The sequence below is a fragment of the Cellulomonas sp. P1_G12_2 genome, assembly GCF_056405535.1.
Genome location: NZ_JBFUBX010000002.1, coordinates 362,687 through 383,086, shown reverse-complemented (window position 1 = coordinate 383,086; position 20,400 = coordinate 362,687). Strand labels below are relative to the sequence as shown.

The following is a 20,400-nucleotide window of genomic DNA, read 5'->3' as shown; positions in this document are numbered from 1 at the left end:
TTGTTCTCCCCGGTCCCGAGGCCGTGAATTCCTGGGTGCTACGCCCTCGTCGCGCGTGATCCGGCGACGATGTCCGCGCCGCGCGTCCGCCGACTCCTTCTGCGGACGCGCTCGCGTGTCGTCCCTCGGGTGTCGGTGGGTGCGCGCACCATGGAGGTGAGCGAGGACGAAGGAGTCGGGACATGACGCTCGTCGATCAGCACCACCGGGTCGACCCTCAGGTCGAGGCGCGCGTCCGGCGCGAGGTCGCCGGCGCCACCTGGTTCCAGCTCGCCGCGGCCACCAGCCGGGCGCACCACGAGGTCGACGAGGCCCGCCGGGGCCGCGACGACGTCGCCCTGCTGCGTGCCGTGGACCGGCACGCCGTGCTCGAGCGCCTGCTGGCCGAGGCGACCGAGCAGCTCCACCCGCCCCGCTAGCGGCGCACCCTGTCGTCCGACGCGTCCCAGCCGGGCCTCGTCGCCCGGCTGCCGGCACGGTCGGACCGGCCGCGGTAGACCACGTACGGCCGCCACAGGTAGAAGATCGGGACGCTCAGCACGTGCACCAGCCGCGTGAACGGCCACAGGGCGAACAGGAGCATGGCCACCATGGCGTGCGCCTGGAATCCGAACGGCGCGTCGGCCATCAGGTCGGGCTTCGGCTGGAACAGGAAGATGCCACGGAACCACTCGGACACGCCCGTGCGGTAGTCGTACTCCCCGTTGAGGTTGAGCACCGAGCCCGCCACCGTGTTCCAGACGCCGAGCACGATCACCAGGGCGAGGAACAGGTACATGACCTTGTCCATCTTGGTGGTGGCGCTGAACACCGGTCCCACCGTGCGCCGGCGGTAGATGAGCAGGGTCAGGCCGACGAGGGTGCAGAACCCCGCCACCGCCCCGATCGACACCGCCATGACGTGGTAGAGCTCCTCGGAGATCCCGACGGCCGACGTCCAGCTCTCAGGGATGCCCAGGCCCATCACGTGGCCGGCGAACACCGCCAGGATCCCGAAGTGGAACAGAGGGCTGCCCCAGCGCAGCAGCCGGCTCTCGTAGAGCTGCGACGAGCGCGTGGTCCAGCCGAACTTGTCGTACCGGTACCGCCACACGTGCCCGCCGACGAAGAACGCCAGGCACACGTACGGGATGACCACCCAGAGCAGGACGGCGCTCATCGTGGCATCCCCGGGTGAAGGTGAACGCAGCCGGGGCTCATCGCGGCATCCCCGCCATCGCGCCGTAGGGTTCGAGGCCGACCTGCTCTCCCGGTGGGCCCTCGGCCGCCAGCCGCGCCACGGCCTCCCGATCGTCGCCCTTCAGCGGCGGCAGCGTGGAGCAGACCGCCGTCAGAGCGCCGGCCCACGGGGACCCGCGGTCGACCAGCGCGAGCCGCAGCAGCTCCAGACCGGCCCGGTGCTCGAGCAGCAGTCGGGTGCCGGCCTCCACGTCGGCCGTGGCACTGAACTCCAGGACGACGCACAGGTGGTCGGGGAGCTCGTCGGCGCTGATCTCCAGGCCCGCCGCGCGGAAGGCCCGCTTGAACGCGAGCAGCGCCATGCCTCGCTCGCGGGTGTCGCCGTACGCGTAGTAGGTCAGGTAGAGGCAGATCTTGCGGCGCAGGTCGAACGTGTCGACGTAGTCGGCGGTCAGGGAGGTGAGCGGGGTGCTCGCCAGGTGGTCGAGCAGCGGGTCGAACGCGCGCGTCGGCGAGACGGCCCGCAGGTCGGGGACCTGCTCGACGAGCTCGGCCGTCGGGTACTCCAGGAGCAGTGCCGCGATCCGGTGGGTCAGCGCCCTGGTGCGGGCGTCGTCGCGCCTCATGACGGGTCCTTGCGCTCGGGGAACAGTCCGGGTGGCGGGGAGCCCTTGCCGTCCCAGTTGAGCAGGTTGACGCGCGCGCCCGGCCGGCCGGTGCTGGTGACCTCGTCGGCGGTCTGCCGGTCCTTGAGCGCCCGGAAGTTCTCGACGGCCAGCGGCGTGCCGGCACCCGAGCCCTCGCCGAACGGCCCGGAGCCGCCCATGCCCGGCCCTCCCTCGTAGTCGAGGCTGCACTCCGTGGCCAGCTCCTCCAGGCCGTGCGCGGCCTCCGCGTGCGCGGCCGGGATGACGTACCGCTCGTCGTACTTGGCGATGGCCAGCAGCCGGTACATGTCGAGCATCTCCTGCTCGGTCATGCCGACGGCCGCCGGGATCGACGGGTCGGCGTCGCGACCCATCGAGATGTCCCGCATGTACGAGCGCATCGCGGCGAGCTTCTTCAGCACGCCGGTCACCGGCACCGTGTCCCCCGCCGTGAACAGCTCGGCCAGGTACTCCACCGGGATCCGGAGCTGGTCGATCGCGGCGAACAGGTTGCCCTTCGACTCGGCGTCCTCGCCGGTCTCGGCAACCGCGTCGACGACCGGCGACAGCGGCGGGATGTACCAGACCATCGGCATCGTGCGGTACTCGGGATGCAGCGGCAGGGCCACCTTGAACGTGCTGATCAGCGCCCAGATCGGGGAGCGCTGCGCGGCCTCGATCCAGTCCCGCGGGATGCCCGCGCGCTCCGCCTCCCGGACCACGGCGGGGTCGTTCGGGTCGCAGAACACCCCGCGCTGCGCCTCCAGCAGGTCGTGCTCGTCCGTGACGGAAGCCGCCGCCAGCACCTTGTCGGCGTCGTAGAGCACCAGGCCCAGGTAGCGCAGGCGGCCGACGCACGTCTCCGAGCAGACCGTCGGAAGGCCGACCTCGATGCGCGGGAAGCAGAACGTGCACTTCTCGGCCTTGCCCGTGCGGTGGTTGAAGTAGATCTTCTTGTACGGGCAGCCCGTGACGCACTTGCGCCAGCCCTTGCACTGGTCCTGGTCGACCAGCACGATCCCGTCCTCGGCGCGCTTGTAGATGGCGCCCGAGGGGCACGACGCCGCGCACGACGGGTTGAGGCAGTGCTCGCAGATGCGCGGCAGGTAGAACATGAACGTCTGCTCGAACTCGAACTTGATCTTGGTGGACACCCTGGCCAGGATCGGGTCGCCGGCGAGAGTCGCCGCGCTGCCGCCGAGGTCGTCGTCCCAGTTGGCGCTCCACCCGATCTGCATGGGCTCGCCGCTGATCAGCGACCGCGGCCGGGCCACCGGGGTGTGCTCCTGCAGGGGTGCGGTGGTCAGYGTCTCGTAGTCGTAGGTCCAGGGCTCGTAGTAGTCGTCGAGCGACGGCATCTTCGGGCTGACGAAGATCGTCGCCAGGTTCTTCAGCCGACCGCCCGCCTTGAGCTTGAGCCGGCCGCGCTTGTTCAGCGTCCACCCGCCCTGCCAGCGCTCCTGGTCCTGGTAGGTGCGCGGGTAGCCCTGCCCGGGGCGCGTCTCCACGTTGTTGAACCAGACGTACTCGGTCCCCGCCCGGTTGGTCCACGCCTGCTTGCAGGTGACCGAGCACGTGTGACAGCCGATGCACTTGTCGAGGTTCATCACCATCGACATCTGCGCCATGATCCGCATCAGTACTCCACCTCCTGCGAGCGCCGACGGATGACCGTGACCTCGTCGCGCTGGTTGCCCGTGGGCCCCAGGTAGTTGAACGCAAAGGTCAGCTGGGCGTAGCCGCCGATGAGGTGGCTGGGTTTCATGAGGATGCGGGTCAGCGAGTTGTGGATGCCGCCGCGCTTGCCGGACGTCTGCGAGCGCGGGACGTCGATGAGCCGGTCCTGCGCGTGGTGCATGTAGACCGTTCCCTCCGGCATCCGGTGGGACACGATCGCGCGGGCGACGACGACGCCGTTGCGGTTGACCGCCTCGATCCAGTCGTTGTCCGCGACCCCGATTTTGTCGGCGTCCTTCTGGCTCATCCAGATGCCCGGACCGCCGCGCGACAGGCTGAGCATCAGCAGGTTGTCCTGGTACTCGGAGTGGATGGACCACTTGTTGTGCGGCGTCAGGTAGCGGACCGCGATGCCGAGCTCCCCGTTCGACCCGATCTGCGGCTCCCCGAACAGGGCCGCCATGTTCAGGGGCGGGCGGAAGACCGGCAGGTTCTCGCCCAGCTCGGTCATCCAGTCGTGGTCGAGGAAGAAGTGCTGCCGGCCCGTGAGGGTGTGCCAGGGCTTGAGGCGCTCGACGTTGATGGTGAACGGCGAGTACCGCCGACCGCCCGACTCGGAGCCGGACCACTCGGGCGAGGTGATGACCGGCGTGGGCGCGGCCTGCGTGTCCGCGAACGTGACCTGCTTGCCCTCGTGCTCCGCGGCCAGGTCCGCGAGCTTGCGGCCGGTGCGCTTCTCAAGCGTGTGGAACCCCTCGGTGGCCAGGTGCCCGTTGGTGGTGCCGGACATCGCCAGGATCGCCTCGCACACGTGCACGTCACGCTGCAGCGACGGCCGCCCGTCACCCGCACCCCCGCGGACCAGCCCGTTCTTCTTGCCGAGGTACTCGATCGGCCTGGTCAGGTCGAACGTGATGCCCTTGGTCGTCGCACCCAGCGTCGACGCCAGCGGACCGAGCGCACCGAGCTTGTCGGCCACGGCCGGGTAGTCCCGCTCGACGACCACCAGCTTCGGCATCGTCACACCGGGGACCGGGTCGCACTCCCCCGCCTTCCAGTCGCGCACGATGCCCGACGGGGTCGCCATGGCGTCCGGGGTGTCGTGGGTGAGCGGGACCGCGACGACGTCCTGCCGGACGCCGAGGTGCGTCGCGGCGAGCGCGCTGAACGCCTTGGCGATCTCGTGGAACGCGTCGAAGTCGGTGCGGGTCTGCCACGGCGGCGAGATGGCCGGGTTGAACGAGTGCACGAACGGGTGCATGTCGGTGCTGCTCAGGTCGTACTTCTCGTACCAGGTGGCCGCCGGCAGGACGACGTCGGAGAACACGGTGGTCGACGTCATGCGGAAGTCGAGGGTGAGCAGCAGGTCGAGCTTGCCGCGCGGAGCCTCGTCCCTCCAGACGATGTCGCGGGGCCGGTGCTCCGGTGGCGCCTCCTCGGCCCGCAGCGAGGAGTCGGTGCCCAGCAGGTGCTCGAGGAAGTACTCGTTGCCCTTGGCGGAGCTGCCCAGCAGGTTCGACCGCCAGATGGTGAGCACGCGCGGGAAGTTCTCGGGGGCGTCGGGATCCTCACCCGCGAACCGCAGCGAGCCGTCCTGGAGGGCCGCCGGGATGTACTCCGTGGCCGGCGTCCCCGAGGCGGCGACGTCGTCCGCGAGCGTCAGCGGGTTGCGGTCGAAGGTCGGGTACGACGGCATCCACCCCAGCCGCGCCGACTGCGCGAGGACGTCCGCGGTCGTCATGCCCGCCCAGAGCCCGCCCGACTTGTTCGCCGCGAGCGCGTCCGCGCCGAAGTGGTCGTACCGGAACTGGTCGGTGTGCAGGTACCAGTACGCGGTCTGGATCATGTTGCGCGGGGGCCGCGACCAGTCGAGCGCGTTCGCGTACAGGCCGTACCCGGTGATCGGGCGCACCTTCTCCTGGCCCACGTAGTGCGCCCAGCCGCCACCGTTGACGCCCTGCGTGCCGCACAGCGCGGTGAGCGTGAGGAACGCGCGGTAGATGGTGTCGGCGTGGAACCAGTGGTTGGTGCCGGCGCCCATGAGGATCATCGAGCGGCCCTTCGACTCCTCCGCGTTGGCGGCGAACTCGCGGCCGATCTTCTCGGCCTTGGCGGCCGGCACCCCGGTGATCTCCTCCTGCCAGGCGGGCGTGCAGGGCGAGCCCGCGTCGTCGTACCCCGTGGGCCAGGTCCCGGGCAGTCCTGGGCGGCCGACGCCGTACTGCGCGAGCAGCAGGTCGAACACCGTGGTCACCGTGCGCCCGGCCACCTGCCGCGTCGGGACGCCCCGCAGGATCGCCCCCGCGGAGCCGTCGACCGCGTCGAACCGGGGCAGGGTCACGGCGACCGGCCGCGACCCGTCCCCGGCGGCACTGAGCTGCGGCTCCACGGAACCGAGCTCGAGGTTCCAGCGGCCCTCCCCCTGCGCGCCGAACCGGAACCCGAGCGACCCGTTCGGCACCACGGGCTGCCCGGTCGTCTCGTCGAGCAGGACCGTCTTGAACTGTGCGTTCTCCGACGTCTCCCCCAGGTCCGCGGCGGTGAGGAACTTGCCGGGCACGAAGCCGTCGCCGTCCGGTTCGAGCGTGATGAGGAACGGCAGGTCGGTGTACTGCTTCACGTAGTGGTCGAAGTACGGCGTGGTCCGCTCGACGAAGAACTCGCGCAGGATCACGTGCCCCATCGCCATCGCGAGCGCGCCGTCGGTGCCGGGCGCCGGTGCGAGCCACTCGTCGGCGAACTTCACGTTGTCCGCGTAGTCGGGCGAGACCGCGACCACCTTCTGCCCGCGGTACCGCGCCTCGACCATCCAGTGCGCGTCCGGCGTGCGGGTCACGGGCACGTTCGAGCCCCACATGATCAGGTAGCCGGCGTCCCACCAGTCCCCCGACTCGGGCACGTCGGTCTGGTCGCCGAACACCTGCGGCGACGCCACCGGCAGGTCCGCGTACCAGTCGTAGAACGAGAGCATCGGGGCGCCCAGCAGCGCGTAGAACCGGGCGCCGACCCCGTGCGACACCATCGACATCGCCGGGATGGGTGAGAACCCCGCGATCCGGTCCGGGCCGTGCTCCTTGATCGTGTGCACGTGTGCGGCCGCCACCATCTCGACGGCCTCGGCCCACGACGCCCGCACCAGCCCGCCCTTGCCGCGCGCCGCCTTGTAGCGGGCGGACCGGACGGGATCGCCCACGACGTCCGCCCAGGCCAGCACGGGGTCGCCCAGCCGCGCCTTGGCCTCGCGGTACATCTCCAGCAGGAGGCCGCGCACGTACGGGTACCGGACGCGCGTCGGCGAGTAGGTGTACCAGGAGAAGGCGGCCCCCCGCGGACAGCCCCGCGGCTCGTACTCGGGTCGGTCAGGGCCGGTCGACGGGTAGTCCGTCTGCTGCGCCTCCCACGTGATGATGCCGTCCTTGACGAACACCTTCCACGAGCAGGATCCCGTGCAGTTCACGCCGTGCGTCGACCGGACCACCTTGTCGTGGCTCCAGCGGTCCCGGTAGAACGTGTCCGCGTCGCGCCCGCCGATCTGGTGCAGCGTGCGCAGGTCCGCCGAGACCTCGTTCTTGCGCAGGAAGCGACGCGTCTTGAGCAACGCCTCGACCACGCCCTCGTCGAGGCCCGGCGCGCGTCCTTGCTCGATCGTCATGAGGCTCCCTAGCTGGTGGCAGTGGCTTCGGTGCGTGCGAGGGCGGCCCGGCGCACGGGACCGCGGGTGAACCAGGCGACCGCGAACGCGCTCACCGCGAGCAGGACGTACCCCAGGCTGTAGTCGCCCACCAGGTCGAAGACCGCCCCCATCACCAGCGGCGGGAAGAAGCCGCCGAGGCCACCCGCGGCGCCGACGATGCCGGTCACCGCGCCGACCTTGTCCTGGGGCGCCACCTGCGCCACCAGCGCGAACACCGCGCCGGAGGAGGCACCGAGCGCCGCGGCCAGGCCGAGGAACGCGACCGTGGCCAGGGGGATCAGGGGAAGCTCGAGCGCGGCGACGAGCGCCAGGACGCCGGTGACGAGGAAGGCCGCGAGGAGAACCGGCACCGGCCCGACCCGGTCGGAGAGCGTGCCGCCGACCGGACGCATGGCCACCGCGAGCACGACGAACCCCGCGGTGCGGGCGGCGGCGTCGGCGGCGGTGAGGCCGTACGCGTTCACCAGGTACGTGGGCAGGTAGACGCTGAACGCGACGAACCCGCCGAAGCCCATCGCGTACAGCAAGGACAGCTGCCCGGTCGCGGGGATGCGGGCCGTGGCCCAGGTGCGCGCGAGGAACGACCCCTGCGGCACCGGCCGACCCGGCTTGTCACGCAGCAGCAGCCCCGACGCGACGGCGTAGACCGCGAGCACGCACGCGACCAGCACGAACGGCGCCTCGGGTCCGTACGCGTCCGCGATCCGCACCGTGGTGAACGCGGAGATCGCCGTGCCGCCCATGCCGAGCCCGAAGATCCCCAGCGCGGTGCCGCGCCGCTCGGGGGCGAACCACTGGTTGACCGCCGGCACCCCGATCGCGAACGCGGTGCCGCCGAGCCCGAGGAAGAAGCCGCCGACGAGCATCGCCGCGTACGTCTCGGCGACGAACCCGATGAAGAGCACCGGCAGGATCGTCAGCACGGTGACCGTGGGGAACATGCGGCGCGAGCCGAACTTGTCGGTCAGGGCGCCGACGGGGATGCGGCCCAGCGACCCCACGACGACCGGGACGGCGACCAGCACCGACTGCTGGACACCGGTCAGGCCGAGCGCCTTGCCGTAGGTGCCACCGAGCGGGCTGATGAGCGCCCACGCCCAGAAGTTGACCAGGAAGCCGAGCATCGCGATGACGAGCACCCGCACTGCGATGCGTCCGTCGGTCTGCTCCGCCATGAGACCCCCCGAGCGTGGTCCGGCGTCGTTGCGCGGACCTGCCGTGCTTCGGAAGTTAGCACTCCGGCACCTCGCCCGGGCTAGACCTCCCCGGGCAGCGCCGTCCGGATCACGATGCGGGTCCACGCCCCGAGGTACAGCCGGTCGCCGTCCTCGATCTCCTTGCGTTGACCGGCGGGGATGGGTGTCGTCGGCAGCGGGTCGCCCGCGCGGCTGACGTAGGTGCCGTTGGCGGACTGCAGGTCCTCCACCCACCAGCGCTGGCCGTCCGTGTTGAGCTGGCAGTGCCGGCGGGAGACCCCGGAGTCCGTCCCGCAGTCGACCGCGGGGTGGATGTTGCGGGACACCGACGGGCGGCCGACGAGCACGCTGCGCTCGCGCAGGGGCACCAGACCGGGGAGCCCGGCCGACGGCATCGGATCCTCCGGCTGCTGCGCGGCGTACCAGTCGGGGTCCACCCAGACCTCGGCCACCCAGGACTCGGCGCCGTCGGGGGCCGGGGTCGGGAGTGCTGCGGGCGCCTCGACATTGGGCGTCGGCGCGCTCACGGGTGCCGGGGCCGTGGGCGCGACCGGCGCGGGTGCGGTGCCCGTCGTGAAGTCGTAGCCGCAGACCTCGCAGAACAGGGCCAGCGACGACGCGGGTGCGCCGCAGTGGGGGCACGTGGTGGCGGTCCCCACCGCGGCAGGCTCGGGGGCCTCCGCCGGCGCCGCGGACTCGATGGGCGCGCCGCAGACGTCGCAGTAGTCGGTGGACGTGGACGAGTGGCCGTTCGGGCAGACGACGGTGCTCACCGGCGGACCCGCGTGGTCTTGGTCGACGCGGTGTCGAGCGCCATCTCGTCGAGCTTGTCGGCGTTGCGCTTGAGGCGCACGGTGCCCTTCTCCTCGTCGTCGATCTCGACCACCCGCCGCAGCCGGGAGGTGGCCTCCTCGTTGCCGGTCTCGGCGGCCAGCTGGACGGCGCGGCCGAGCTTGACGGTCGCCGTGGCCTCGTCGCCGGACGCCTTCGCGGCCAGCCCCTCCTGGATGACCGACGCGAGCTCGGCCTGACCCGTGTAGTGCGCGACCTCGGGGTTGATGCGCGCGGTCAGCGAGCTGTCGTCGGACCACCGGGCCTTGACCAGACCCGACGCCAGGACGTCCCCGCCGACGGCGATCTGCACGCGCGCGGCCAGCTGCTCGGAGCCCACCGGCTTCGACGGCACCCGGATCGCCACGTGGTAGTCGCGCGACTCGTCGCCCCACGCCCCGGTCGGGTACGCCCCCGTGAGGGCGTTCACCTCGGTGCGCCTGGACGTGATGTCCTCCACGGTGGGGGCCACCCGCCGGACGAACAGGACCTGCGCGCCCTGGGGTGCCCAGACCCGCAGCTCGGCGTCCGCGACGCCCTTGGACATCGACTCGTTCACCAGCGCCTTGAAGTCCTCGGCGATGTCCGCCGGGTTCCGGATGAGGTCGACCGTGCCGAGCAGCGCCGTGGCGATCTCGCGCAGCTCGGCCACCTCCCAGCTGGACCCGACGCCGCGCGCGTCGCACTGGAAGTGCCCGGTGACGTCGCTGATCGCCCGGGACAGCTCGGCACGCGGCTCCGACTCGTTGCGGCCGTCGGTGAGCAGGATCGCGTGCTTCTGCGCCGCCTGCGGGACCATCGCGAAGATCGCGTCCGCCAGCCGCAGCCAGGTGCTCATCGCGGTGCCGCCCGAGGGGCGCATGAACGAGATGGCGCGCTTGGCCTCCTCGCGGGCGCCGGGCTCCATCTGCACGATCGCGACCGGGGCGTTCGGGTACGGGAAGGCACGGTTGGCCACGTGGCTGCCGCCGATCACCGCGAACCAGGTGCCGTCGGCGATCTGGTCGACCGCCACCTGCGCCGCGTACTTGGCGGCCTCGATGTTGGGCCCGCTCATGGAGCCGGACGTGTCGATGATGACGAGCTCGGCGACGCCCCCGCCGGAGGACGCCGCGGTGCCCGCGCCGGTGCTGGTCACGGTGACGATCGCGTGCACGTCCGTGGCGCCGTCGGAGAGGAACTCGTTCTGGAACACCTCGGTGCGGAAGTCGGCCACTGTGGCTCCTCAGGCTGCGGGCGGTGCGGGCTCGGCCGACACCGTCTCTTCGGTCTGGACAGTATCGAAGGGTGCGGCGACGCGGGCCAGCGCGGCGGTGATGTTGTCGTGCCCGCCCTGCTCGTTGGCCCAGCGGACCAGCTCGCCGGAGATCACGTCGGGCGACTGACCGACCTTCTCCGCGGTGCGGTGCAGCAGGTCCGCGACGTCGTCGGCCTCGGAGCAGTAGTTCCAGAGCCCGTCCGAGCAGACCAGCACCCAGCCTGGGCCCTGCGCGCGGGTCGTCGCGGTCTGCGGGACGACGGTCTCGGCGTCGGGGCCGAGCCAGCGCGTGATGGCGTGCCCCTCGCGGGAGGCCTCCGCCCGTGCTCGCGGGATGCCGCGCGCGATCATCTCGTTCGCCGCGGAGTCGTCCACGCTGATCTGGTGGGAGTCCCCCTCGTCGGGGATCCAGTACGCGCGGGAGTCCCCCAGCCAGCCCGCGACGACGGTGGGCCCGTCGACCACGGTCGCGACGAACGTGCACGACGGCGGCTCGGCGCGGCCGGCCATGTCCCCGACCGCGTCGGCGATGGCCTTGTCCGCTGCGGAGGCCGCGGTGATCAGGAGCGCGGACCACGAGGAGACCGTCTGCGGTTCCGCGATGGCCAGCACGTCGCGTGCCGCGCGGGCGGCGGCGAGGCTCGCGATGTCGGAGTCGGGGATGTTGGACACGCCGTCGCAGACCACCAGGACCGCGGTGGTGCCGACGACCGCCAGCGCCATCGCGTCCTCGTTGCGGCTCTTGCGCCGACCTCGGTCGCAGACCCCGCCGACGAGCGGGGAGGGCAGCTCGGTCCAGTGGTCGCGCTCGCTCATCGCGAGCTCGCCGCAGTGCTCGCAGTAGCCGTCGGCCGCGATCGTCCCGCCGCAGAACCGGCAGACGGGCGTCGTGGGCTGGTCCGGCTCGTCGAGCACGGCCACGGGGGCCGGAGCGCCCAGGCGGGTGCCGCAGTGCTCGCAGAACGCCGAGCCGTCGGCGGCGACCGTGCCGCACTGCGGACAGGTCACCACGTGGTCCACCGGCGGACGCCGTTCGCCTGGTCGACCAGGGCGATCCGCTCGTCCGACGTGGGGGCGAGGGCGGCGTACTCGCGCAGGGCCCCCTCCAGGGCATCGCGCAGGTCCGGCTCCTGGGCCGGCACGGAACCGAGCTGCACGGTCCTCGACGGCCCGTCCTTGAGCACCGCGGCGAGCGCGGACCCGAGCACGTCCACCCGCAGGGCCGCCCGCGCCCGCGGCTCGATGGAGACCGACTGCACGCTGGCGAGCGCGTCGGACAGGGCGCGCAGGTCGCCGCTGGACGTGGCCAGCAGCTGGGCGCGCATCATCCGGGCGTCCACGTACGAGCTGCGCGTGGGCGTCACCAGGTCGAGCGCCGCGAGCGCTCCCGGCAGGTCCCCCCGCGCCCGGCGGATGCGGGCCAGCCCGAACGCCGCGGGGGCGGTGTAGTTCGCGTCGGAGCGCGCGCAGATGATGTAGAGCGACTCGGCGATGTCGGGCTCGTTGCTCAGCTCGCACGCGGTGGCCAGGGCCAGCTTGGGCGCCAGCTCGCCGGGCACCTGCCCGTAGACCGCGTTGAACGAGGCGCGCGCCGCCACCGGGTCGCCCGTGCTGAGCTGCGCGAGGCCGCCCAGCCACGCCGCGCGCCACTCCCACGGGTCGTCGGTGAGGATCTGCGACAGCGTCTGGTCGAGCACGTCCTGCCGGCCGGCCTCGATCGCCGCGGTCGCGCGCCGCAGCCGCACCTCGACGGTCTCGTCCGGTGCGTCGGCCAGCGCGGCGAGGCGCTGGTCCGGGTTGCTCACGTTGACGCCCGCCAGCCAGCTCGCCGCCGGGTCGCTCGCGTCGACCTTCAGCGCGGGCAGCTGGTCCCAGGCGAGCGCGTGGCCGGCCTCGTCGGACGTCGGCGCCTCGAACAGCACCGAGGCCGCCGAGTGCAGCGCCGGGCTGCCCGGGCCGCGGTCGGTGGCGACGACCTCGCGCAGCACGCCGAGCACCTGCGCACGCAGCTCGTCGACCGTCGCGAACCGGTCCGACGGGTCGAGGGCGCACGCCTTGGCCAGGAGCCGGTAGAACGAGTCGTACGTCTGGAACACCGGCGTGTCCGCGACCGCGGGCAGCGACGCCACGTAGGTGCTCGTGTTGCCGCGGAAGTCGAGCACGAGCGTGGCCAGCGTCCGCCCGATCGTGTAGATGTCGGACGCCACGGACGGCCCCACCTCGGCGACCTCGGGCGCCTGGTAGCCGACCGTGCCGAAGATCGCCGAGTCCAGGTCGTCGATCCGGCGCACACCGCCCAGGTCGATGAGCTTGACCGCGTCGCCCTGCTGGATCACGTTGTCCGGCTTGAAGTCGCAGAACAGCAGGCCCACGTCGTGCAGGTAGGCGAACGCGGGGAGGATCTCGAGCACGAACGCGAGCGCCTGGTCCACCGGCAGCGGCGTGTTGACGCCCCCGGCGGCCTCGCGGCGGTCGTGCAGGATCTGCTTGAGCGAGCGGCCGCCGACGAACTCCATGACGGTGTAGCCCGCGCCCTCGTGCATGGCGAAGTTGTAGATCTCGACGATCAGCGGGTGCTCGACCTCGGCCAGGAACTGGCGCTCGGAGATCGCCGCCGCGTAGGCGTCCGGGTCGCCGGAGTTCAGCAGGCCCTTGAGCACCACCCACCGGCCCGAGACGTTGCGGTCCCGCGCCAGGTAGATCCAGCCCAGGCCGCCGTGCGCGAGGCACCCCACGACCTCGTACTGCCCACCGACCAGGTCACCGGGGTTGAGCGCCGGCGTGAAGTCGAACCGGTTGCCGCACTTCGGGCAGAACCCCGCGGTCCGGCCTGGCACACCGTCGCGCGACCGGCCGACCTCGGCGCCGCAGGCCGGGCAGAAGCGCTTGCGCTCGGGCACCTCGGGCACAGCCATGACCGCCTGCAGCGGGTCCTGCACCGGGGCGGGCGGCACGGTCGTGAGGCCGGCGCCCAGGCGCGCGCCGCGCAGCCGGGTCGAGGAGGTGCCGACCCGGCGGGTGGGTCGCGTGCCACCTGTGGCTGCCGTGCGTGCCGAGCCCAGGGCGGCCGTGGCCAGCCGGCTCGAGCTGGTGCGGCCGGTACGTGTGGACCGCTCCGCGTCGGGGTCGGCGGCCGCGGCCGCGCGGTCCGGGCTCGCCTGGGCGACCCCCGTGCCGAGCAGCGACGTCGCGGACGCGGGGGCGCCGGACGCGGGGGCCGTCGCGGTCTGCGGCGACCCGCACACGTTGCAGTAGCCGTCCTCGTAGGTGCCCGTGCAGCCGGGCTCCGTGCAGGCGATCATCGGGCTCGTCCCTCCTGACCCACCGAGGGCAGGTCGCGGCTGAGGTACTCGTACTGCTCCACGAGGAAGCGGGTCAGGGTGAGGTCGCAGGGCGTCTGGGCGACGACGGCGCGGGCCTCGTCGTACCCCGAGCGGACCGTCGGCGAGGCGCTGCGGCCGTTGGCGTCGGCCGCCGCGCGGGCGCCCTCGAGCCGGTAGCGCAGCTCCGCCCGCTCGCGCAGGGGCTTGCTGTAGGCGTCGGCGACCGCGTCGAACGCGCGGCCCACGGCGGCGAGCCGGTCCACGAACGCGTCGAGCTCCGTGCGGGTGTCCGGCACGGTGCCCAGGCGCGAGACGTCCGGCACGGCCAGCTTGGGCGGGTGCGCGATCTCGCGCCGGCACCGCTGCGCCAGCTCGTGCAGCGTCGGCTCACGCTTCTCCAGCGCGGCCATCGTGTCCCGGGCATCGGCGCGGCCCTTCTCGAGCGTGCGCCGCTGCGACACCTGCACGATGAGGTCCCGCTCGGCCAGCGCCGCACGCGCCTCCAGCTCCGCGAGCGGGCCGGAGATGTCCGCACCACGGGCCGCCTGCGCGACGAGCTTCCGCTCACGGGTGCGCAGGGTCTCGAGCAGCTCGCGTGAGGCGGTGTCGACGCCGGCCAGGTCCTCGCAGCGGACGAGGCCGGCCCGCAGCCCGCGCAGCCGCGACGCCTGGTCGGCGGTGTCCGGGTCGAACGACAGCCGCGCGCGCACCTGCGAGATCATCGCGTCGCACAGGGTCACGGCCTCGACCAGCGAGACGAGCGCGGCTCCCAGGCCGGAGTCCAGCCGGCCCCAGACCAGCTGCGACATCTTCTCCCGGTCCACCGCGTCGGCCCGGCCCGAGTCCCACACGACCACCAGCTCGTCGGTGCGCGACCGGATCGCCTGCCACATGGTGAGCGCCAGCAGCACGTCGTCGGTGTAGCTCTCGGACGCGGGCGACGCCTGGGCAGCCTGGTCCAGGCGGTCCAGCTCCGTGCGGCGGTTGGCCAGCCACGCCTCGAGCCCGCTGAGGTAGCGGAGCAGCTCCGGTGCGGGGATCGGCTCCCCGAGCCGCCCGGGCGCCTCCGGCGCCTCGGGTCCGCTCACCGGCCGTACACCGAGACCGGCGGCGCCGGCGCAGTCCCCAGCGCGCCGAGCCAGCGGTCGTAGGAGGCGGCCCAGGAGCCGTCGACCTTCGCCTGGTCGAGCACGCCGTTGACGTACTGCACGAGGTCCACCTGGTCCGCCGCGACGCCCACGCCGTACGGCTCCGCGCTGAACGCCTCGCCGACCACCTTCGCGTACGGGTCCTGCGCGACGAAGCCGGCGAGGATCGTGTCGTCGCCGGTGATCGCGTCGACCTTGCCCTGCTGGAACAGGACCAGGCAGCCGGTGTGCGTCGGGGCGCTGACGGCCTCGACCCCGGGATACGTCTCCTCGAGCCGCTCCAGGGTCGTCGTGCCCTCCGGGGCGCAGACGCGCTGGTCGCCGAGAGCCTCGAGGTCCTCGATGCTCTGCGCCTCCGAGTCCCGCGTGACCAGCACCTTCTGGCCCGCGGTGAGGTACTCGGCGGAGAACGCGATGGTCTCCCAGCGCTCGCAGTTGATGGTGAACGTACGGGCCACCAGGTCGACCTCGTGGTTCTCCAGCACCTCGAGCCGCTGCGCCGAGGTGATCACCCGAAACTGCAGCCGGTTCGGGTCGCCGAAGATCGCGGCCGAGACGGCGTGCAGCATGTCGATGTCGAAGCCCTCGATCTGGCCGGACAGCGGGTTGCGCGAGCCCATGAGCAGAGTGTCGGCCGAGACCCCGACCCGCAGCGCTCCGCGGGCGCGGATGGCGTCCACGGTCGGCGTGGCCGCGCCGGGTGCTGGGGCGTAGGAGGTCGTCGACTCGATCGCGTCGTCGCAGACCGTCGCGGCCGGGAGGGCGACCGAGGCCGCCGCGCGCTCCTGCTGGGCCGCCGGGGCCGCTGCGGGGACGCCCGCGCAGCCCGCGACGAGGGCGAGCGAGGCCAGGATCGCTGCGAGACCCAGGCGGGTCGAACGTGTCGTGGTCACCGGTACTCCTCCACTCGGGTCGAGATGCCGCGCCAGGACAGGACCGCGGCCAGCACACCCGCGACGAGCATCAACCAGCCGACCAGGACCGACGACCCGCCGGAGCCCGACAGGGCGTCGTGCGTCTGCGCGGCGCTGGACTCCAGACTGCTGGACGCGGCGGTCGAGAACTCGGCGAACACATCGTTCGGAGCGCCCGGCTCCTCGCTGATCGCCAGGGCGACCGCGCCGTCCCAGTCGCCGCCGTCGTCGAGCGCGCGGATCTCCTCGTGCGAGGCGACCCACCGGTCGAGCAGCACGACGAGGTTGTCGTCGACGGTCGGCCGGACCAGCAGCTCGCGCGCCTCGTCGGTCTTGGCCACGAACTGCTCCTCGTACACCGCACCCGAGCCGCGCTTGATGAGCGTGAACGACTCCTGGGACTTCGCGTCGTTGGCCAGCGAGTACGCCTGCGACACCGAGACGGTGGCGTCGTAGGGACCGCTGCGCGCGTCGCCCGCCTTCCCCGCCGCCGAGCCGAGCACCACGGCCCCACCGATCGTCGCGGCGAGCGCGAGGACCGTGGACCAGAACAGCCCGGCGTTCAGGCGGCGGTGCGTGCGCTTGGCCAGCCACACCTGCACGACGACGAGCACCGCGAGCGCGAGGACACCGAAGGCCAGCAGCCACGGCACGGAGCCCACCGAGTCGAACGACGAGTCGACCCGGTCGCTGTTGGCCTGCACCAGGTCGTCCAGGTGCGGGAGCACGTCCGTGCGCAGCACCGCCGACGCCTGGTCGAGGTACGCGGCACCGACCGGGAAGCCCTGCCGGTTGTTGGCGCGGGCCTGCTCGACGAGGCCGGTGTACGTGGTCAGTCCGGCGTTCGCCTGGCCGAGCAGGTCCGCGTCGGCGCCGTTGGAGCCGGCCAGCTCGGCGAGCCCGTTCGCGGCGGACGCGACGGCCTCGTCGTACCGGGCGCGCTGCTCCGGCGGCTCCAGGCCACCGACGAGGAACGCGTTGGTCGCGGTCGCGTCGGCCACCACCAGGTCGTTGCGGACGTCCTGGATGCCGACCAGCTGGGTGGTGTCGGCGTCGGCGTCGGACAGCGCCTCGGACTGGGCCAGACCCGCGTTGAGGCCGATCACGCCCACCGCGGCGGCGGCCAGCACGGACACGACGCCGGCGACCCGCAGCCGGCCGGGCGTGCGGCTCAGCGCGCCGCGCAGCCCGGTGCGGTGGACCGGAGGGGCCGCGGCGGAGGGCGCCGCCGGCGGGGCGATGGTCTGCGTCACGCGGACTCCTCGATGTGGGCGTCGGTCTGTGCGGTGGGCCCGTCGGCCACCGGTTCCTCGGCTACCTGCTCGTCACTCGTCGGCTCGTCGGCCACCGGCTCGTCGGGGGCCGGCTCGTCGGGGGCCGGCACCAGGTCCTCCGGGAGGATCAGCCGGAGCTGGTCCACCGTCGGTTGCTCAACGTCCCGCAGCCGCCAGGCGTGCCTGGTGATCGCCTGGTCCAGCACGTTGCGCGCATAGCGGCCGTTGCCGAACCCCTCGTCGCGGATCTGCAGCGACGCCAGCTCCTCGAACCGGTCCAGGCACTCGGGCGTCGGCTCGAAGTCGGCCTTGGCCGCGGCGCGGGCGAAGATCTCGCGCAGCTCGGCGTCGGTGTAGTCGTCGAACTCGACCGTCGTGGAGAACCGGCTCTCCAGCCCGGGGTTGGTGGCCAGGAAGGTCGCCATCGGCCCCGGGTACCCGGCGACGATCACCACGAGGTCGTCGCGGTGGTCCTCCATGTCCTTGACCAGGGTGTTCACCGCCTCGGCGCCGTACTGGTCCTCGGCCAGCCCGTAGGCCTCGTCGACGAACAGGACCCCACCGAGGGCCGTCGCGACGACCTCGGAGGTCTTCACGGCCGTCTGCCCGAGGTACCCCGCGACCAGCTCGGAGCGGTCCACCTCGACCAGGTGCCCCTGGGTGAGCAGCCCGAGCGCCCGGTAGATGCCGGCCACCAGCCGCGCGACCGTCGTCTTGCCCGTGCCGGGGTTGCCCAGGAACACCAGGTGACGCGTGAGCGTGGGCGCCGTGAGACCGGCCTCGGTGCGCAGGCGCTCGACCCGCAGGAGCTGGGTCTGCTGCCGGATCTCGGCCTTGACGCGGCGGAGGCCGACGAGCGCGTCGAGCTCGGCCAGCAGGTCCTCCAGGGTCTTCGCCGGCTTTTCCTCGGGGACGTACGTCGTACCCGCGACGGGCGTCGGGCGGACCGGGACGAGCCCCGGCTCCCCGGCGCCGGGCTGCGGCGGCAGGGCGAGGGCGGACAGGTCGAACGACGACGGGTCGAGGCGGGGCAGGTCGAACGCGGACGGCGGATCGGTCGCCACGGGGGTGGGACCGTTCACCCCTGCGAGCTGCACGGCGGCGGTGGCCGAGGCGCGGGCGATCACCTCGATCGGTGCGGGTCCGAGGTCGCACGCGGCGGACACCACGTCCGCGAGCGCGCTCGCGTAGCCCGATGCGTGCGGGGTCCCGACGAGCCCGACGAGCAGGTCGGTCGGGGCCGACCGCCAGCGCCGCGCGCTCGAGGCCGCCGCGAAGAACGCCCCGAAGGTCGCGTCCGGCGAGCCGACCGCGGCGAGCCATCCCGTGGCCGCCCCGGGGATCGACTCGGCGACGGCGGCGGCGAGGCGCGCGCCCTCGTCGCGGACGGCGGCGCCGTCGAGGCCGGCAGCAGCGCCGACGGTCTCGAGGGAGTCGAGGGCGTCGGTCAGGGTCACGGGCGCTCCACCTGGGGCGTGTCGAGGCCGGCCTCCGGGGCCAGCGCGAGCGAGGTGCCGCCGAACTTCTCGGCGAGGAACAGCCCGTGCGCCACGAGCGCGTTGGCGTCCTCGCGGGAGACGGCGTCGGAGATCTTGTCCAGGGTCACGCCCAGCAGGTCCAGCTGGTCGCAGAGCACCATGAGGGAGGTCTTGCCCTTCGACACCACGCGGCGGTCGGCGAAGTCCCGCGGCAGGCGCAGGTAGCCGCCGACGGCCTCGGGCAGGTAGCTCGTGGCGGTCGCGACGACGGTGTGCGCCTGGAGGCTGCCGGCGCCGAGCCGGTCCAGCCGCGGCGCCATCTCGTCGACGGTCCGGGTGATCCGCAGGACGCGCGCGGTCACCGCGGCCGGCACCCTGCCCGCGATCTGCTGCTCCACCTGGTGCGCGGACGCGACGATGTCCGCCGTCGTCGGCGCGGGCGGTGCAGGGGGAAGCTCGGGCTCCCGACGCCGCCCCCTCAGGCGTGCGAACCAGCTCATCTGCGGTGCCTACGTGCCGAGATCGAGCGAACCGCTGGCGACGTCCGTGGTGTCCGCACGCTTCACGCGGTCGAGGTAGGTGCGCGCCTTCGTCGTCTCGGTCTCGAGCACGCCGATGGTCGTCGCCATCGAGTCGAGCGCCTTGACCTTGAACGTGTCGATGGAGTCCATGGTCGCGTAGATGTCCGTGAACGCCTGCTGCAGCTGCGGCAGACCGACGGTGGCCTGCGCGGCCTGCTCCTGAATGCCCGCCGACTGCTCCTTGAGCATCTTCGCGGTCGACGCGATCAGCCCGGTCGTCGTGGCGTTCAGCGCGGTGATCTGGTCGAGGACCAGCCGTTGGTTGTTCAGCGCCTGCGCGACGATGACGGCCGTGCGCAGGGCGGCCACCGTGGTGGTCGTGGCGCGGTCCACGCCCTTGATGAGCTCGATGTTGTTCTTGATGATGATGTCGATCGCCAGGTAGCCCTGGATCGAGACGGCCAGCTGGGTCAGCAGGTCCTGGTGCTTCTGGCGCACGTAGAACAGGACGTCCTCGCGCAGCGCCTTGGCCCGCGCGGGATCCGTGGCGTCGAGCTCCGCGATGGCCGTCGACACGCGCGTGTCCAGCGACTCCGCGACGTAGATGTACTGGTGCAGGCGGGCCATCGTGTCCCAGAGGTGCTGCTTCTCCAGGTTGAGCGCCGCGTTGTCCTTGCGCAGCTCGTCCTGGCCGTTGTACAGCGCGCGGACGATGGCGTCGATCTGCTTCTGCGAGCTCTCGTACCGGCGGAAGTAGTCGGTGAGCGAGTCGCCGAACGGGATGAGCCCGAGCAGCTTCTTGCCGATCGTGGCCTCGCTGGGGTCCAGGCTCTCGACCGTCTTGCGCAGGTCCAGCAGCGACTTGCTCACCTGCGACGTGCCGGAGACCCCGCCCTCGCGCAGCTCCTTGACGGGCATCTGGAGCAGCCGGTTCGAGGTGTCGGCGGCCGCGCGGATGTCGGAGTCGCCCATGAGGCGGATGTCGTCGGCCTTGCTGGCCAGCTCCGGCGATCCCACCTGGGCCTTCATGAGGCCGTCGACGTAGGCGCTGACCTTGGCGTCGAGGCCCGGGAGCGCCGACTCGGGGATCTGCGGGGCCATCGCGGGAGCCTGCGTGGCCGCCACCGGCGCCATCGGGGCAGGGGCCTCCAGCGCGAAGACGGACTGCGGCGCGGGGGGCTGCAAGGGGGCTGCGTCGGTCATCGTCGTCCTTCACGTCCAGGTCGTCGCAGAGGGCGGTAGAGCTGCGCCTTGCAATGG

16 protein-coding genes are annotated in these 20,400 nt (G+C 72.5%); 1 reads left to right on the top strand and 15 read right to left on the bottom strand.

Translation table 11 applies throughout. From position 1 onward, the window contains the following. The first annotated feature begins 182 nt into the window (after nt 1-182). Complete coding sequence (locus AC1DXT_RS09780) at nt 183-419, top strand: hypothetical protein (protein WP_477061161.1); 237 nt, start codon at nt 183-185, stop codon at nt 417-419. Here the strand turns inward: AC1DXT_RS09780 and narI are convergent. The 15 genes from narI to AC1DXT_RS09705 all read right to left on the bottom strand — a co-directional run bounded on the left by narI (nt 416) and on the right by AC1DXT_RS09705 (nt 20,343). Then, nucleotides 416-1,159, bottom strand: a complete 744-nt coding sequence (gene narI / locus AC1DXT_RS09775) for a respiratory nitrate reductase subunit gamma (RefSeq protein WP_477061160.1) — start codon at nt 1,157-1,159, stop codon at nt 416-418. The two genes, AC1DXT_RS09780 and narI, sit on opposite strands and share 4 nt — an antisense overlap. Nucleotides 1,160-1,196: 37 nt before the next feature. Beyond that, on the bottom strand, nt 1,197-1,805 hold the full coding sequence (gene narJ, locus AC1DXT_RS09770) for a nitrate reductase molybdenum cofactor assembly chaperone (protein WP_477061159.1): 609 nt from the start codon (nt 1,803-1,805) through the stop codon (nt 1,197-1,199). Continuing rightward, the gene (narH, locus tag AC1DXT_RS09765) at nt 1,802-3,463 is read right to left on the bottom strand and encodes a nitrate reductase subunit beta (protein WP_477061158.1); all 1,662 of its coding nucleotides are present in this window, start codon (nt 3,461-3,463) and stop codon (nt 1,802-1,804) included. The genes narJ and narH overlap by 4 nt, the downstream gene beginning before the upstream one ends. Next, complete coding sequence (locus tag AC1DXT_RS09760; protein ID WP_477061157.1) at nt 3,463-7,155, bottom strand: nitrate reductase subunit alpha; 3,693 nt, start codon at nt 7,153-7,155, stop codon at nt 3,463-3,465. The genes narH and AC1DXT_RS09760 overlap by 1 nt, the downstream gene beginning before the upstream one ends. Before the next feature lie 8 nt (nt 7,156-7,163). Then, nucleotides 7,164-8,372, bottom strand: coding sequence for an MFS transporter (locus AC1DXT_RS09755; protein ID WP_477061156.1), 1,209 nt, complete (start codon nt 8,370-8,372; stop codon nt 7,164-7,166). Between the two features lie 80 nt (nt 8,373-8,452). Next, nucleotides 8,453-9,166 (bottom strand): FHA domain-containing protein, encoded by a 714-nt coding sequence (locus AC1DXT_RS09750; protein ID WP_477061155.1) that lies wholly within the window; start codon nt 9,164-9,166, stop codon nt 8,453-8,455. Further along, a complete protein-coding gene (locus AC1DXT_RS09745) occupies nt 9,163-10,440 on the bottom strand; it encodes a vWA domain-containing protein (protein WP_477061154.1) in 1,278 nt (425 codons plus the stop codon). Before AC1DXT_RS09745 ends, AC1DXT_RS09750 begins: the two co-directional genes overlap by 4 nt. 9 nt (nt 10,441-10,449) lie before the next feature. Continuing rightward, entirely contained in the window at nt 10,450-11,490 is a 1,041-nt protein-coding gene (locus AC1DXT_RS09740) for a PP2C family protein-serine/threonine phosphatase (RefSeq protein WP_477061153.1), read from the bottom strand. Then, the gene (locus AC1DXT_RS09735; RefSeq protein ID WP_477061152.1) at nt 11,487-13,784 is read right to left on the bottom strand and encodes a serine/threonine-protein kinase; all 2,298 of its coding nucleotides are present in this window, start codon (nt 13,782-13,784) and stop codon (nt 11,487-11,489) included. The genes AC1DXT_RS09740 and AC1DXT_RS09735 overlap by 4 nt, the downstream gene beginning before the upstream one ends. Next, nucleotides 13,781-14,893, bottom strand: coding sequence for a hypothetical protein (locus tag AC1DXT_RS09730; protein WP_477061151.1), 1,113 nt, complete (start codon nt 14,891-14,893; stop codon nt 13,781-13,783). The genes AC1DXT_RS09735 and AC1DXT_RS09730 overlap by 4 nt, the downstream gene beginning before the upstream one ends. Next, nucleotides 14,890-15,846: a glutamate ABC transporter substrate-binding protein gene (locus AC1DXT_RS09725; RefSeq protein ID WP_477061150.1), complete on the bottom strand. Its 957-nt coding sequence runs from the start codon at nt 15,844-15,846 to the stop codon at nt 14,890-14,892. The genes AC1DXT_RS09730 and AC1DXT_RS09725 overlap by 4 nt, the downstream gene beginning before the upstream one ends. Next, nucleotides 15,843-17,120 carry a hypothetical protein gene (locus AC1DXT_RS09720; protein ID WP_477061149.1) on the bottom strand — a complete coding sequence of 426 codons (1,278 nt, stop codon included), beginning with the start codon at nt 17,118-17,120 and terminating at the stop codon, nt 15,843-15,845. Before AC1DXT_RS09720 ends, AC1DXT_RS09725 begins: the two co-directional genes overlap by 4 nt. Then, entirely contained in the window at nt 17,117-18,598 is a 1,482-nt protein-coding gene (locus tag AC1DXT_RS09715; protein ID WP_477061148.1) for an AAA family ATPase, read from the bottom strand. Before AC1DXT_RS09715 ends, AC1DXT_RS09720 begins: the two co-directional genes overlap by 4 nt. Next, the gene (locus AC1DXT_RS09710; protein ID WP_477061147.1) at nt 18,595-19,119 is read right to left on the bottom strand and encodes a hypothetical protein; all 525 of its coding nucleotides are present in this window, start codon (nt 19,117-19,119) and stop codon (nt 18,595-18,597) included. The genes AC1DXT_RS09715 and AC1DXT_RS09710 overlap by 4 nt, the downstream gene beginning before the upstream one ends. Nucleotides 19,120-19,128: 9 nt before the next feature. Further along, nucleotides 19,129-20,343, bottom strand: coding sequence for a toxic anion resistance protein (locus tag AC1DXT_RS09705; RefSeq protein ID WP_477061146.1), 1,215 nt, complete (start codon nt 20,341-20,343; stop codon nt 19,129-19,131). Between the last annotated feature and the right edge of the window lie 57 nt (nt 20,344-20,400).

Coding starts and splice junctions, on each gene's coding strand:
- AC1DXT_RS09780 (WP_477061161.1), top strand. CDS start 183: ATGACGCTCGTCGATCAGCACCACCGGGTCGACCCTCAGGTCGAGGCG.
- narI (WP_477061160.1), bottom strand. CDS start 1,159: ATGAGCGCCGTCCTGCTCTGGGTGGTCATCCCGTACGTGTGCCTGGCG.
- narJ (WP_477061159.1), bottom strand. CDS start 1,805: ATGAGGCGCGACGACGCCCGCACCAGGGCGCTGACCCACCGGATCGCG.
- AC1DXT_RS09760 (WP_477061157.1), bottom strand. CDS start 7,155: ATGACGATCGAGCAAGGACGCGCGCCGGGCCTCGACGAGGGCGTGGTC.
- AC1DXT_RS09755 (WP_477061156.1), bottom strand. CDS start 8,372: ATGGCGGAGCAGACCGACGGACGCATCGCAGTGCGGGTGCTCGTCATC.
- AC1DXT_RS09735 (WP_477061152.1), bottom strand. CDS start 13,784: ATGATCGCCTGCACGGAGCCCGGCTGCACGGGCACCTACGAGGACGGC.
- AC1DXT_RS09710 (WP_477061147.1), bottom strand. CDS start 19,119: ATGAGCTGGTTCGCACGCCTGAGGGGGCGGCGTCGGGAGCCCGAGCTT.
- AC1DXT_RS09705 (WP_477061146.1), bottom strand. CDS start 20,343: ATGACCGACGCAGCCCCCTTGCAGCCCCCCGCGCCGCAGTCCGTCTTC.